The following is a 13682-nucleotide window of genomic DNA, read 5'->3' as shown; positions in this document are numbered from 1 at the left end:
GACATTTATTAGCGGCCTGGCCCGCTCTTTCAGGAAAGGAAGGAATGCTGCAGACACTACATTTTTTGGTGGCCGATGACGCTGGCTTTATTCGCGATCTGGTGAAACGCGCGCTGCGCAGTCAATTCACCCAGTGTCAGATTGATGAGGCCGTCAATGGCAGCAAGGCGCAGGCGCTTCTGATCAAGAAACGCTACGACTTGGTGTTATGCGACTGGGAAATGCCGGAGTTGTCTGGCCTGGAACTGTTGCAATGGTTACGCAACCGCGAGCAGGTTGAAGCCGACGATAAAACACCGTTCATCATGGTGACCAGCCGTGGCGATAAAGACCATGTGGTGAAAGCCGTGGAAGCGGGCGTGAACGATTACATCGGCAAGCCGTTCAGCAACGAACAGCTGCTGCGCAAGATTTTCAAAGCTCTGTCGGTCAATCACAAAGATTTGATTCGCGCCATTCTCAAAGGCCGTTCGGCCATGAGTCAGACCAAGACCGGCGAGAACGATTCAGCCAGTCTGTTGACCGGTGGTGGTGCCCGCCCGGCGGCCCCGGCAGCGCCGTCCGGCCCCGAATCGGCGGCCAGTTTGCTGACTCAGGGGTCGCCCAGCAGCAAGTTGGTGGCCTCGGCCAACAACAATAATGCGCCGGTGCCTCAGAACCGTAAGAAGATGAACTGGCAGGTATCGTTGCGTTCCAATCAGTCGATCTGGGCGGGCGTGGTGCGTGACATCAACCTGAACGAAGTAGCGGTGCAGATCGCTTTTGAAGAGACCTACCCGCCGGTGTTACACGAACAGGTGGTGGTGGATGTTCAGGCGCCGGAACAGGAAGGTGTGGTGGCTCGTGTGAACGGGTTTGTCACCGGATTGGCGTTACAGGAACCCAGTCAGGATTGCCGCCGCGCCCGCGTCAGCGTCAAGTTTGTCGATGAGGACGAAGACAAGATGGCGGTGTTAAGCCGTCTTGTCGGAGCGTTCCGCGGCCGCTAAAACCCGCTCAGCCGGGAAACAACAGGTAAATACCGAACCGCGCCCCGGCACACTGGCAATGTCCAGTCGTGCCTGGTGGTGCTGCAGAATGTGTTTCACGATGGCCAGACCCAGACCGGTGCCGCCTCGGGCGCTGGAACGGCCCGGATCGACGCGGTAAAAGCGTTCGGTCAGGCGCGGAATGTGGCGCGGGTCGATGCCGATGCCCTGGTCGTGAATGGCAATAAAACCACCCGCCGCCGAGGCTTTCCACTTCAGTTCAATGTCGCTGCCATCCGGGCTGTAGTTCACCGCGTTGTAGACCAGATTGCTGATCGCCGAATGCAATTCTGAGGCGTCGCCCTGCAAGGCGGTATCGCTTTCCAGATGGACGCTGATGCGATGGCCGCGATCGTTCGACAGCTCGCGCGCATCGGCGGCAATTTTTTCCAGCAGCTCGCCCACGTCGACGCGTTGGCGCACCGAATGCTGTACTTCGGCATCGAGCCGGGTGAGCACCAGCAGGTCGTTCACCAGGTTATCCATGCGCTGGGTCTGGGCTTCCATATTGGTCAGACCTTTGCTCAGCGCGGGGGGCAAATCACCCCCGAAGGTGAGGATGGATTCCAGATACCCTTTGAGCACCGTCAGCGGGGTTTTCAGTTCGTGGCTGGCGTTGGCCACGAAGTCTTGTCGCATCTGTTCGAGCTGTTTGATGCGTGTGGTGTCACGAATCAGCAGCAGCCGTTCGCCTTTGCCATAGATGGTCATGGAGACATCGATGTAACGGTCCGGGAAGGCCGGGTTTTCCAGCTGGACGGTCTCGCTCATCTCGCCTTTGTTGTAGAAACGTACAAAGGTTGGATCACGCAGCAGGTTGGTCAGCAGTTGGCCTTGATCCAGCGGTTTCAGGCTGAGCAAGGCTTCGGCCGCCGGGTTCCACCATTCCAGCGCGCCCTGGCGGTCGAGCTGAATCACGCCATCGCGCAGCGCCTGAGTGGAAGTCTGAATGCGGCTGATGACGTTTTGGTAGTGACGCACTTGCTGACGATGATCGCGCTGCACGCTGTAGAAATGATCAAACACCATGCCCCACAACCCCCCAGCATCGGGTGGTTCGGAGCGTGCGCCATTACGCAGCCACTGAATTAAACGACCTTGTTGGAACAGTTGCCACAGCAGGCAGGCAAAGGCAGCGACCAACAAGGCTGGCAGCGGATAGCCCAACAAAAAGCCGCCCACGGCGACGGCAGCGAAGAAGAGCAGCAGATTGCGGTAATAAGGCCGACGAATGTCTCGGATCATGAAGCCGATTGTGCCGAAACTTTGGTTGAGAAGCGATAACCGGTACCGCGGACTGTCTGTACCAGGGCTTCGTGCGGCGAGCCCAAGGCTTTGCGCAAGCGGCGGATGTGCACGTCCACGGTGCGCTCATCCACATAGACGTTGCCACCCCAGACCTGATCGAGCAGTTGCGAGCGCGTGTAGGCGCGTTCGGGGTGACTCATAAAGAATTGCAGCAGGCGGAATTCGGTCGGTCCCATGGTCAACTCGCCCGCCGCGTCGTACACGCGATGACTAGCCGGATCGAGCGTCAGGCCCTGAATTTCGATGGGTTCGTCGACGCCTGCCGGTGTGGCACGACGCAATACTGCTTTCAGACGGGCAACCAGTTCACGTGGCGAAAACGGCTTGGTGATGTAGTCATCGGCACCCGCTTCCAGACCGGTGATCTTATGATCTTCCTCGCCTTTGGCAGTGAGCATGATGATGGGGATTTCAGCGGTCAGCGGATCGCGTTTCAGCCGACGGGCCAGTTCAATACCGCTGACTTGCGGCATCATCCAGTCGAGCAGAATCAGGTCTGGTTTCTGGTCGACCACCAGCGCATGCGCTTCGGTGGCATCGGCCGCTTCCAAAGTACGGTAGCCCGCCATTTCCAAAGCGGCTGCAATGACTTCACGAATGGCGGATTCGTCGTCAACAATCAGAATGCTGCGAGCGTTCATGAGTAACCCCGGCTATCACGTTCGTGACTATTAGACGCGGCTTTGATGACAGCAGTGTTACAGCTTTCATCAGATTGTCAAAAATCTGCAATGCGCAGATGGCGGCGGTTAAAGCGGTGTGCCCAGATCAATAACGGCTCCCACAAACAGCGCCATGCCCGCCCAGTGGTTGTTGAGAAAGGCGCGGAAGCTCGGATCGCGTTCGCGGTGGCGAATCAGCCACTGCTGAAACACAAAGCAACCGGCGGCGACCGCCAGACCGATGCCCCAGAACAAGCCCAGTTCGGCGTGAATGCCCAGCAGCAACCAGGCAACCCAGGTCATGATTTGCAGCAGGCCGACCATCAAACGGTCGGCATCGCCGAACAGAATGGCGGTCGATTTGATGCCGATTTTCAGATCATCATCGCGATCGACCATGGCGTAGAGGGTGTCGTAATGCACCGTCCACAAAATGTTGGCGGTGTAGAGCAACCAGGTTGCGGCCGTAAAAGGGGCATCCACCGCGGTGTAGGCCATGGGAATGGCCCAGGAAAAAGCGGCGCCCAAAAACAGCTGCGGCAAATAGGTGTGGCGCTTCATAAAGGGATACAGCGCCGCTAAAAACAGACCGACGAACGACATCAACACGGTGGTGCGGTTGGTCAGCAACACCAGTGCAAAGGCACTCAGCGTGAGCACCGCAAATAAGGTTAACGCCGCCTTTTCGCTGACCAGGCCCTGGGCCAGCGGCCGTGTGGCGGTGCGTTTTACATGGCCGTCGAAATGGCGGTCGGCGTAGTCGTTGATCACACAACCGGCGCTGCGCATGGCGACGGTGCCCAGAATAAAGATCAGCACCAGGTGAATTGGCGGCAGACCACCGGCGGCCAGCCACAAGGCAGTGAGCGTCGGCCACAGCAGCAGATAGATGCCGATGGGGCGATCGAGACGGGTCAGTTTCAGGTAATGCGGCCAAGCTGAGAGGGTCATAAGGGTTCCGTTCAGACCGGTTGCTATCAGCCCGTGTCCTGCCCGGGCCAGTTGACGGCGGCCAGTGTATCCACGGGTTTGGGCATTTGCCAGTGCTAACAACTGCCTTGCTTTTAGCGGCCGCTGTCAGTAGTTTCTGCGTCCAAACCGCCAACCCATCCCCGATTGCGCTCGCTGCAACAGAGGCGAAAATGAAGAAATGGCAATGTATTGTCTGCGGCTTTATCTATGATGAAGCCGAAGGCCTGCCCGATGAGGGCATTGCACCAGGAACACCTTGGGAAGACGTTTCTGAAGATTGGTACTGCCCCGACTGCGGTGCCAGTAAGGCCGATTTCGAGATGATTGAACTGGAATGAAACCAACCTCAACGCCTGCACCTTTGGTGGTGCTCGGTTCCGGTCTGGCGGCTTATACGCTGGTCCGGGAGTGGCGCCGTCATGACCGCGAAACGCCACTGGTCATCGTCACTGCTGACGATGGCGCGGGCTATTACAAACCCAATCTGTCGAACGCGCTGAGCAAACAACAGACCGCTGACGATCTGGTGCAAACCACCGTTGAAGCCGCTGCTGAGCAGTTTCAGGCGCAGATTCTGACGCACACCGACGTGACGGCGATCGATACTGTCACCCGAACCCTCCAACTGAGTCAGGGGCAACCGCTGACCTGGGGTCGACTGGTACTGGCGATGGGGGCTGAACCTCTGCAGCCACCGCTGGAAGGGAATGCTCTGGACCGCATCCAGCGTGTCAACGACCGTCAGGACTTCGCTGCCTTCCAGCAAGCCCTGGGTGGCCATTCACGGGTGACCATTATGGGCGCGGGTTTGATTGGCTGTGAATTTGCCAACGATCTGGCCAGTGCGGGGTATCAGGTGGATGTGGCCGCGCCCAGCGAAAGTCTGTTGACCGGTCTGGTGCCGTCAGCGGTCGGCGATGCGCTGCAAGCCGAACTGGAAAAACTGGGCGTGCGTTTTCATCTGGGGCCTTTGGCCAGTCGTGTTGATCAGGCCGACGATGGTGGCTTAAGCGTCAGTTTGACCAATGGTCAGCAGCTGCGCACGGAAGTGGTTTTGTCGGCCGTTGGTCTTGCACCGCGCATCCGATTGGCGCGTGAGGCGGGGCTTGCCGTGCATAAAGGCATCGTCGTTAACCGAAATTTACAAAGCAGTCAGGCCGATATCTATGCGCTGGGCGACTGCGCCGAAATCGACGGCCTGAACCCCATGTACATCCTGCCGTTGACCATGGCGGCGCGGGCTTTGGCGAAAACACTGGCCGGTGAGCCGACGGCTGTGAACTGGCCGGCAATGCCCGTCACGGTCAAAACACCCGCTTGTCCGGTGGTTGCGTGTCCTCCAAGAGGCGATGGGGCATGGCAAATCGAGGGCAGTGGCGCTAATCTAGCGGCCGTGTGTCGTCGCGGGGATGATGTATTGGGCTTTGCCCTATGCGGCGACCGTATCAAAGAGCGTAACACTTGGTTAAAGGCAGTGCCGCCGCTGTTGGCAACCTAGACACCGTCACGTATGCTGAAAAACGCATCGTGTACCACGATAAAAACAGAAGGAAATACTTATGCGTAAACCTGAACTGGCTGCTGCAATTGCTGAGAAAGCAGACATCTCTAAAGAGAAGGCTAACGACGTTTTGAATGCCATGTTGGACCAGATCACCAACACCGTTGCTAAGAAAGAATCTGTCACTCTGGTCGGTTTCGGCACTTTCGAAGCGCGCGCTCGCGCTGCTCGCACCGGCAAGAACCCTCAAACCGGTCAGACCATTCAGATCCCAGCCAGCAACACCGTTGCATTCAAACCTGGCAAAGCTCTGAAAGACGCTGTTAACTGAGTTTGACGTTTAGCGGTGCTGTGCAGCAGCATCGGTAAGGTAGCGGGGCCATTCGGCCCCGTTTGCGTTTCTAGCCTCTCGTTTTTCCTGCCTAGACATACCCCAGCGGTAAATCCGTTTTATCAACCACCCGCCGCAACACAAAGCTCGAATGCACACCGGTCACGCCCGGAATTCGGGTGATGCGGTTGAGCAACAGTTCCTGAAAGGTGTCCATGTCCGGCACCACCGCTTTGAGCATGTAGTCGGCATCGTGACCGGTAATCAGATAGCACTCCTGAATTTCCGGACAGGCTTCGATTTGACTCTGGAACTCGGCAAAGCGCTCGGGAATATGCCGGTCCATGCTGATCAGGATGATCGCCGTCAGTGATAACCCCAATGCCTTGCGCTCCAGCAGGGTGACTCTTTTTAAAATGATGCCCGCGTCTTCCAAGGCCCGTACCCGACGCAAACAGGGCGAAGGTGATAAGCCGACGCGTTCGGCCAGCTCCTGGTTGGTGAGTCCGCCATCGGCTTGCAGGCATTCGAGAATGCGGCGGTCTATCTTGTCGATCTTGACCAGTTTTTCGCTCATATTGAAATGTACTGTCATTTATTTGTTTATATTTGGCATTTTATGTCGATATAAGACGAATAAACAGCAAATTCGCAAACACCTTGCGAAGGGAGCGCTCTATACTGTGTTTCGTTGCTCAACCGGTCTGCCGTTTACCCACGCTGACCGAGACCCGGTCCAGCTCACAAGGCCAGACCATGCAGAGGGATTCACCCAGTCCGCTGCCGAGCCGGCCGGTTCCGACTGATCGTCGCGAGCCGGTCAACCATGTTGAGCAGCATTGATCCCTTGGCTAACCTTGATGACACCGCCGCACCGGAGATCCCGGTCAGCAACAACAGGATACCGACATGAGCTTCGACCACCGCAAATACCGTCCTTTCGCCCCCATCCGCAAAACGGATCGCCGCTGGCCTGACCAGGTTATTGAGCAGGCGCCGCAGTGGTGTGCGGTTGATCTACGCGACGGTAACCAGGCGCTGGTTAAGCCCATGAACCTGACCCAGAAGCAGCAGTTGTTCGATCTGCTGGTTGATCTGGGCTTCAAGCAGATCGAAATCGGTTTTCCGGCCGCGAGCCAGCCAGATTTCGACTTCTGCCGTAAATTGATTGAAGAAGACCGCATTCCCGATGACGTCAACATTCAGGTGTTGACTCAGGCGCGCCCGGAACTGATCGCCCGCACCTATGAAGCGCTCAAAGGCGCGCCGCGCGCCATCGTGCATGTTTATAACTCCACCTCCACCGTCCAGCGTGAGCAGGTGTTCGAGCAGGACCGCGACGGCATTAAAGCCATCGCCGTTGAAGGCGCCAAAGAAGTCCAGCGCTTAGCAGCACAATTCCCGGATACCGACTGGACGTTCCAGTATTCACCGGAAAGCTTTACCGGTACCGAGCTGGATTACGCCGTGGAAGTGATCGACGCCGTCACCGATGTCTGGCGCCCGCAGGACGGTCAGAAAATGATCATCAACCTGCCAGCGACGGTCGAAATGGCAACGCCCAATGTCTTTGCCGACCAGATCGAATGGGTGTGCGACAACATGCAGCAACGCGAGCACATCATTGTCAGCCTGCACACGCACAATGACCGTGGCTGCGGTGTGGCCGCGGCCGAACTGGGCCTGATGGCAGGCGCCGACCGCATCGAAGGCACCTTGCTGGGTAACGGCGAGCGCACCGGCAATATGGATTTGGTGACCATGGCGATGAACCTCTACTCCCAGGGTATCGACCCGAACGTGGATTTGTCGGACATGGCGCGCATCATTCGCACCGTCGAATACTGCACCGAAATCGAAACCCATCCGCGTCACCCGTACGCCGGTGAGTTGGTGTTCACCGCCTTCTCTGGCAGCCACCAGGATGCGATCCGTAAGTGCCTGAACAAGCGCAGTGACGGTGACGTCTGGAACGTGGCTTATCTGCCCATTGATCCGTCCGATCTGGGGCGTCGTTACGAAGAAGTGGTGCGCATTAACAGTCAGTCCGGCAAAGGCGGCGTAGCGTATGTACTGGAGCGCGACTACGGCATTTCTCTGCCGCGCTGGTTGCAGATCGATTTCGCCAAAGTCGTACAGCGTGATGCCGAAGTGACCGGCGATGAAGTCGATTCACAGCGCGTACACAGCCTGTTCGATTCGCAGTATCTGGCCATTCCCGAGGGCTGGCGGTTGCACACCTACGACCTGCATCGCACCGATGCCGGCGTTGAAGCTCAGGTGAATTTTGGCGATGCCAACGCACCGACGCTGTTGCAAGGCTACGGCCAGGGCGCTCTGGAAGCACTGGCGGCGGCGCTGGAGAAGCAGTTCGATGTGTCGTTGAAAGTCGATGCCTACGATGAATTCGCCCTCAGCGAAGGCACCAACGCCAAAGCGCTGTGCTGCCTGAAAGTGTTGGTCAACAACACGCCGGTGACGGCTGCGGCGCTGGCCGAAGACACCTCGACCACCGCGTTGCAATCGTTGCTGACTGCCGTGGGTCGCTACCAGCGCGCCAGCCAGGCCGACGTGGCTGCGGCCGGTGCCGAAGCGCCCGCCTTGTAAACGACGTTGGCTTCGACAAGGATGTCGGGCACAGCGGAAACACAGGTCGAGCCGGTGAGCACAACCCTCATCTACACCAACGGTTTTAACTCCGCCGTCGACATTGACGGCGAACTCCCCAGCGACAAAGCGCGCTACTTTCGCGATCAAGCCGTAGCCAGTGGCTGGCAGTTCCAGGCACACAACGCTTTTTATTACCGCGTTCCCGAGATGCACGAAGCCTTGGCCGGTCTGGTGCGTAAACTCAATGAGGCATCCGGTCGGCCGTTGCTGATGGGGTCGTCTATGGGGGGCTTGCTGGCGTTACTGGCGTTGGCCGAAGGCGATCGCTTCGATGCTCAGGCGGTGCTGATCAACCCGCTACTGGTGCACGAAAGCGGTCTGCTGGAAGACAGCCTTGGTCAATCGTTAACCAACTATGTCACCGGGACTCGCCATTGGGTTGATCCGGCCGTTGGTACCGAGCTGGTCACCTGGCTAGAGCGCGTACCGTCGTTGTTGGCGGGGTTTGGTGATCGGGTAACGGTGTTGCTGGATCAGGGCGATGAAGTGCTGACCAGTGCCGCCACCGCCGAGCTGTGTGAACCCTGGTGTGAGTTGCACGAATACCCCGGTGGTAGTCATCGGTTTGAGCACTGGCCCGAAGCCTGGGCAGCCATTGCTGACCATTAATGGTTGAGTGATACGGCTTCAGCGCACCCGCGTTTGGCGATGAAAACCGAACCAGCCTTTACGAACTCCAATGAAAAACGCCCGTTGGCAGCGCTCACATGTCACCGTGTGAGCGCCGACCGTACGCGCCGGATAGTCACCGGTAAAAGGCGCGCTGCAGAACGGGCAACGCAGACTCAATTGTCTATCGGCGCCGTGGCCTGACGCGCTTCCAGGTAGGTGATGCGGGTCAGTCCTTGTTCGAAATCGCGCATCAACTGCGTCTGTTGGGACGGATCCAGTTGCGCGGCTTCGAGCTGGCGTTGGAAGGCCGAGCGCAGCAGTTCCGGGTTGAAATCGACCGAGCGCAGTACCGCTTCAATGGAATCGCCTTTGCGCTGGTTTTCCAGGCGCACGGTCTCGTTGCCATCGAGGTAGACGTCGACGCTGTCGGTATCGCCGAATAAATTGTGCAAGTCGCCGAGAATTTCCTGATACGCGCCCACCATAAAAAACCCCAGCCAGGGTTTTTCATCGGCCTGCCAGGCAGGCAGCGGCAGGGTGGTTTCGATGCCTTCGCCGTCGACGTAACCGTCAATGCGGCCGTCCGAATCGCAGGTGATGTCCTGAATCACGCCGCGCTCAGTGGGTTCACGGTCGAGGCCGGTCAGCGGCAGCACCGGAAAAATCTGATCGATGCCCCAAATATCCGGCACCGATTGGAACACCGAGAAATTCACGAACAACTTGGTGGCCAATTTTTCGTTCAGGTCATCCAGGATGGCGCGATGACTGCTCTTGGCGGCGTTCAGTCGGCCGCGTAATTTCAGGTTCAGACTGCGCGCCAGCTCTTCAGCCTGAGCGCGTCCGGCCAGGTTCAACTGACCCAGGTTGTACGCCTGATGGCATTCGCTGAGGAAATAACCGGCGTCGTGATACAACTCGGGCAGCGAGCGTTTGCGGCTGTCGAGGTCTTGATGACAGGACCAAAGTTCGTGCAGCGCCGGTAACGCATCAGCCTCCGGAGTACTCAATTCATGGCTCTCGGCGCGCTCTTCTTCAATCACATCGGTGATCAACACGGCGTGGTGAGCGGTCACGGCGCGTCCGGATTCGCTGAACACATCCGGGTGCGGCTGGCCGGCCATTTCCGCTGCCTGGCGAAAGGCGTAAATGACATTGTTGGCGTACTCCAAGGTGCTGTAATTCATCGAGCAACTGGAGCGCGAGCGCGTGCCCTCGTAATCGACACCCAGGCCGCCGCCCACATCGACTGCGCTGACCGGCGCACCGAGCTCGCGCAGTTCCACGTAGAAGCGCGCGCACTCGCGCAGGCCGACCTGAATGTCGCGGATGTTGGCAATCTGAGAACCGAGGTGGAAATGCAGCAGTTGAAAAGCGTCGAGCAGATCAGCGGCTTTTAAGGTTTCGACGACGTTCAGCACTTCCGACGCCGTTAAACCGAATTTGGATTTTTCGCCGCCGGTGTTCTGCCAGTTGCCTTTACCAATGGACGACAGCCGGGCGCGAACGCCGATACGCGGCTGCACCCCCAGCTCGCGAGCGATCTGCACAATCCAATCGACTTCACTGGCTTTTTCCACCACCAGAAACACCCGGTGACCGAGTTTTTCCGCCTGCAAAGCCAGACGAATAAATTCTTTGTCTTTGTAGCCGTTGCACACCAGGGTGGTTTCGCCTTTGTAGGCTTCCGCCATCACTGCCAGCAGTTCGGGTTTTGACCCGGCTTCCAGGCCAATGCGACCGCCGCTGACACGCTGCTGACCGGCGATGATTTCTTCCACCACGCGGCGCTGCTGATTCACCTTGATCGGATACAGCGGCTGATAGCGACCGCGATAGTTTTCCGAGACGATGGCCTGTTCGAACGCCTCAACAATACGCGCCACCCGGTCGTGCAGAATGTGCGGAAAGCGCACCAGTAATGGCAATTGCAGACCCTGGCTGCGCGCCGCCTCAACGATGCGCGTCAGGCGGATGTCGCCGCCGTCGTGGCGTACGGTGACGCGGCCATCGTCGGCGATGCCGAAATAACCTTCAGACCAGCGATCAACGTTGTAGCGTTCCAAAGCGTCATTAACGGACCAATTCATTAGCAGGTGAACTCTCGTGTAGGGCGGAATGGGTAAGGGTTTTGCCGATTGTAGTGCTTTGTTGTTGCGCCGCAATTAGTGATAATGCGTGGCTCGCTTTTTCAGCGGTCTCAGTCTGCGACTCAGCCGGGCTGACGCCGACATTCATAATAAGACGACGTAAAGAGAGCCACGCCATGAACAAGAGCGTTATCAGCACCGATCAGGCCCCGGCGGCCATTGGTCCCTATTCGCAAGCCATCAAGATGGGCGACACCGTCTATTTGTCCGGCCAGATTCCGCTGGTGCCGGAGACCATGACGCTGATCGACGGCGACATCTCCGCTCAGGTGCATCAGGTGTTCCGCAACTTGCGTGCGGTCTGTGAAGCGGCCGGTGGCAGCTTGCAGGACATCGTTAAACTGAATATCTACCTGACTGACCTCGGCCACTTCGCCACGGTGAATGACATCATGACCGAATATTTTGTGCAGCCGTATCCCGCCCGCGCAGCGATCGGCGTGGCCGAACTGCCTAAGGGCGCGAATGTGGAAATGGATGGTGTATTGGGACTGGCCTGAGCCAGCCCCGGCAGGAAAGGGAAACGCTTAGCTGCGGCTGGCTTTCTTGCGCGCCTTCAGGGCCGCACGGGCATCTTTGTAGCCTTGCCAGTGAACTTGCAAGGCTGCCAGAGCACTGAGCAGCTTATGGGCGCCGCGGCGGCGAGTGAGAATTTTAGGCAGAGGCTTAGCCATTGTCTGAATGTCCTGATTTGCAATCGCCCGGCTGGGCCGGTTTTGATAAACTAGAGCGTCATTTAACGATCCCGGCCCAGCATGCGTCAAGCCAAAGCACCTCGCCCCAGAAAAACCCGCCAACGCGATTCCCGCGTCACCGAGCGGTTCCGTTATCGCGATTTTCTTGCCCCGCGCTATTGGGGCGCCTGGTTGTTTGTCGGTTTTATTCACAGCATCGGTCGGCTCAGCGAACGGGGCCGGGTCCGGGTGGCGCGCTGGTTAACGCCGCTGTTGATGGCGGCGGCGCGCAGTCGTCGTCATGTCGCTGACCGCAATCTCACGCTGTGTTTCCCCGATTTAAGCGAAACCGAACACCGGGAACTGCTCAAACGCAGCTTCTTCTCGTACATTCTCGGCATGCTGGAAACGGCGCGATCCTGGGTGAAACCCATGGAACCGATGCGCGACAAAGTCCGCTGGGAAGGGCTGGAACATCTCGATGCCGCACAGCAGCAGGGCAAGGGTGTGCTGTTGGTGGGTGGTCACTTCACCATTCTTGATATGGCCGGTGCCCTGTTTGGTTTGATCCGAGAATACGATCTGATTTACCGCAAGCACGACAACGAGCTGCTGAATTATTTTATGACCCGCTCACGCGAACGCTGGTGTTCGCGCAGCATTGCCCGGCGCGATATGCGGGGTTTGATTCGGTCGCTGCGTGAAGGGCGCATTGTGTGGTACGCGCCGGATCAGGATTACGGCCGTAAGGCGTCCACCTTTGTGCCGTTTTTCGACATTCCCACCGCGACCGTGACCATGACCACCAAGCTCGCCAAGTCGAGCGGTGCGGTGGTGGTGCCGGTATTTTTCTATCGCGATGAAGACCCTTGTCGTTATGTGGCGCGCTTTGAACCAGCGCTGCCGATTCCCAGTGACGACGAAGATGCTGACGCTCGGGCGTTTAACGAGTGGTTGGAAGCGAAAGTGCGTGAGCAGCCCGAGCAGTATTTGTGGTTGCACAAACGTTTTAAGACCCGCCCGGAAGGCGAACCGTCGGTCTATTGATCGACGGTCATCCGACACGCCGGTCACGGCGTATTGCATAAACCTGCCCAGATCGGAAATTGCCCATGCTCAGTAACGAAGCCCTGGCCGTCCAGGAAGCCTTGATCGCCCGCGGATTGGAAACCCCTATGGTGCCCAACGACTTGAATCGCGATCAGAAAGTGGACCGCATTGAGCGTTTAATGGCCGAAGTCGCGGGGACGCTGGGATTGGACCTGGCCGATGACAGCCTTGCAGAAACACCGCTGCGCATCGCCAAGATGTACGTTGATGAAGTGTTTTCCGGTCTGGATTATCAGCACTTTCCTAAGATCACCCAGATCGACAATAAAATGAACGTCAGTGAGATGGTGCGAGTCCGCGATATCGAAGTGTTGTCGACCTGCGAGCATCACTTTATCACCATCGACGGTTTGGCGACGGTGGCCTACTTACCGAAACAAACCGTGATCGGCCTGTCGAAGATCAATCGCATTGTGCGTTTCTTCGCGCAACGACCGCAGATTCAGGAACGTCTGACCCAGCAAGTGCTGGTCGCTTTGCAGACATTACTCGGCACAGACGATGTGGCGGTGCAGATCGACGCCACCCATTACTGCGTCAAAGCGCGTGGCGTTCGCGACGCTCAGTCGCGCACCGAAACGCAAGCCTTGGGGGGCGTGTTTTTGCAAGACGCGGCGCGGCGGAGGGAGTTTTTAGGCGCCTGAGTGGCGCTTTGGGAGACGCT

The 13682-nt window shown here is 58.0% G+C and carries 15 protein-coding genes; 9 read left to right on the top strand and 6 right to left on the bottom strand.

The genetic code is table 11. From position 1 onward, the window contains the following. The first annotated feature begins 44 nt into the window (after positions 1 to 44). On the top strand, positions 45 to 989 hold the full coding sequence (locus BGP77_RS17490) for a response regulator (protein WP_108166075.1): 945 nt from the start codon (positions 45 to 47) through the stop codon (positions 987 to 989). Here BGP77_RS17490 and phoR read toward each other — a convergent pair. From phoR to ubiA, 3 genes are all read right to left on the bottom strand, one after another. Beyond that, positions 954 to 2273 carry a phosphate regulon sensor histidine kinase PhoR gene (gene phoR / locus BGP77_RS17485; RefSeq protein WP_108166074.1) on the bottom strand — a complete coding sequence of 440 codons (1320 nt, stop codon included), beginning with the start codon at positions 2271 to 2273 and terminating at the stop codon, positions 954 to 956. The two genes, BGP77_RS17490 and phoR, sit on opposite strands and share 36 nt — an antisense overlap. After that, positions 2270 to 2977, bottom strand: a complete 708-nt coding sequence (gene phoB / locus BGP77_RS17480) for a phosphate regulon transcriptional regulator PhoB (RefSeq protein ID WP_108166073.1) — start codon at positions 2975 to 2977, stop codon at positions 2270 to 2272. Before phoB ends, phoR begins: the two co-directional genes overlap by 4 nt. A gap of 108 nt (positions 2978 to 3085) precedes the next feature. Next, positions 3086 to 3949: a 4-hydroxybenzoate octaprenyltransferase gene (gene ubiA / locus BGP77_RS17475; protein ID WP_108166072.1), complete on the bottom strand. Its 864-nt coding sequence runs from the start codon at positions 3947 to 3949 to the stop codon at positions 3086 to 3088. Between the two features lie 191 nt (positions 3950 to 4140). Between ubiA and BGP77_RS17470 the strand changes: the two genes are divergently transcribed. From BGP77_RS17470 to BGP77_RS17460, 3 genes are all read left to right on the top strand, one after another. Beyond that, positions 4141 to 4308, top strand: a complete 168-nt coding sequence (locus tag BGP77_RS17470; protein ID WP_108166071.1) for a rubredoxin — start codon at positions 4141 to 4143, stop codon at positions 4306 to 4308. Then, positions 4305 to 5468, top strand: coding sequence for an FAD-dependent oxidoreductase (locus BGP77_RS17465; protein ID WP_108166070.1), 1164 nt, complete (start codon positions 4305 to 4307; stop codon positions 5466 to 5468). Before BGP77_RS17470 ends, BGP77_RS17465 begins: the two co-directional genes overlap by 4 nt. Before the next feature lie 61 nt (positions 5469 to 5529). Next, positions 5530 to 5802 carry an HU family DNA-binding protein gene (locus BGP77_RS17460; protein ID WP_108126709.1) on the top strand — a complete coding sequence of 91 codons (273 nt, stop codon included), beginning with the start codon at positions 5530 to 5532 and terminating at the stop codon, positions 5800 to 5802. Between the two features lie 91 nt (positions 5803 to 5893). Here BGP77_RS17460 and BGP77_RS17455 read toward each other — a convergent pair whose 3' ends face one another. Continuing rightward, positions 5894 to 6379, bottom strand: a complete 486-nt coding sequence (locus BGP77_RS17455; RefSeq protein WP_108166069.1) for an Lrp/AsnC family transcriptional regulator — start codon at positions 6377 to 6379, stop codon at positions 5894 to 5896. Between the two features lie 332 nt (positions 6380 to 6711). On the opposite strand from BGP77_RS17455, the gene leuA reads away from it, so the two are divergent. Both leuA and BGP77_RS17445 read left to right on the top strand, forming a co-directional pair. Continuing rightward, positions 6712 to 8409: a 2-isopropylmalate synthase gene (gene leuA, locus BGP77_RS17450; RefSeq protein WP_108166068.1), complete on the top strand. Its 1698-nt coding sequence runs from the start codon at positions 6712 to 6714 to the stop codon at positions 8407 to 8409. A 54-nt stretch (positions 8410 to 8463) separates the two neighbouring features. Next, on the top strand, positions 8464 to 9081 hold the full coding sequence (locus BGP77_RS17445; protein ID WP_158269423.1) for a YqiA/YcfP family alpha/beta fold hydrolase: 618 nt from the start codon (positions 8464 to 8466) through the stop codon (positions 9079 to 9081). Between the two features lie 176 nt (positions 9082 to 9257). Here the strand turns inward: BGP77_RS17445 and speA are convergent, their stop codons facing one another. Next, the gene (gene speA, locus BGP77_RS17440; RefSeq protein ID WP_108166066.1) at positions 9258 to 11174 is read right to left on the bottom strand and encodes a biosynthetic arginine decarboxylase; all 1917 of its coding nucleotides are present in this window, start codon (positions 11172 to 11174) and stop codon (positions 9258 to 9260) included. Positions 11175 to 11350: 176 nt separating this feature from the next. On the opposite strand from speA, the gene BGP77_RS17435 reads away from it, so the two are divergent. Further along, positions 11351 to 11734: a RidA family protein gene (locus BGP77_RS17435; protein WP_108166065.1), complete on the top strand. Its 384-nt coding sequence runs from the start codon at positions 11351 to 11353 to the stop codon at positions 11732 to 11734. Positions 11735 to 11761: 27 nt separating this feature from the next. On the opposite strand, the gene BGP77_RS18085 is transcribed toward BGP77_RS17435, so the two are convergent. Then, entirely contained in the window at positions 11762 to 11908 is a 147-nt protein-coding gene (locus BGP77_RS18085; RefSeq protein ID WP_158269422.1) for a hypothetical protein, read from the bottom strand. An 81-nt stretch (positions 11909 to 11989) separates the two neighbouring features. Between BGP77_RS18085 and BGP77_RS17430 the strand changes: the two genes are divergently transcribed. Together BGP77_RS17430 and folE are read left to right on the top strand one after the other, a co-directional pair. Further along, positions 11990 to 12955: a lipid A biosynthesis acyltransferase gene (locus BGP77_RS17430; protein ID WP_108166064.1), complete on the top strand. Its 966-nt coding sequence runs from the start codon at positions 11990 to 11992 to the stop codon at positions 12953 to 12955. Between the two features lie 65 nt (positions 12956 to 13020). Then, complete coding sequence (gene folE, locus BGP77_RS17425) at positions 13021 to 13662, top strand: GTP cyclohydrolase I FolE (protein ID WP_108166063.1); 642 nt, start codon at positions 13021 to 13023, stop codon at positions 13660 to 13662. The last annotated feature ends 20 nt before the right edge of the window (positions 13663 to 13682 follow it).

Source organism: Saccharospirillum sp. MSK14-1, from assembly GCF_003054965.1.
Taxonomy (GTDB): domain Bacteria; phylum Pseudomonadota; class Gammaproteobacteria; order Pseudomonadales; family Natronospirillaceae; genus Saccharospirillum.
Note: the sequence above shows the minus strand (reverse complement) of the source record. Positions and strands in the feature narration are given on the sequence as shown.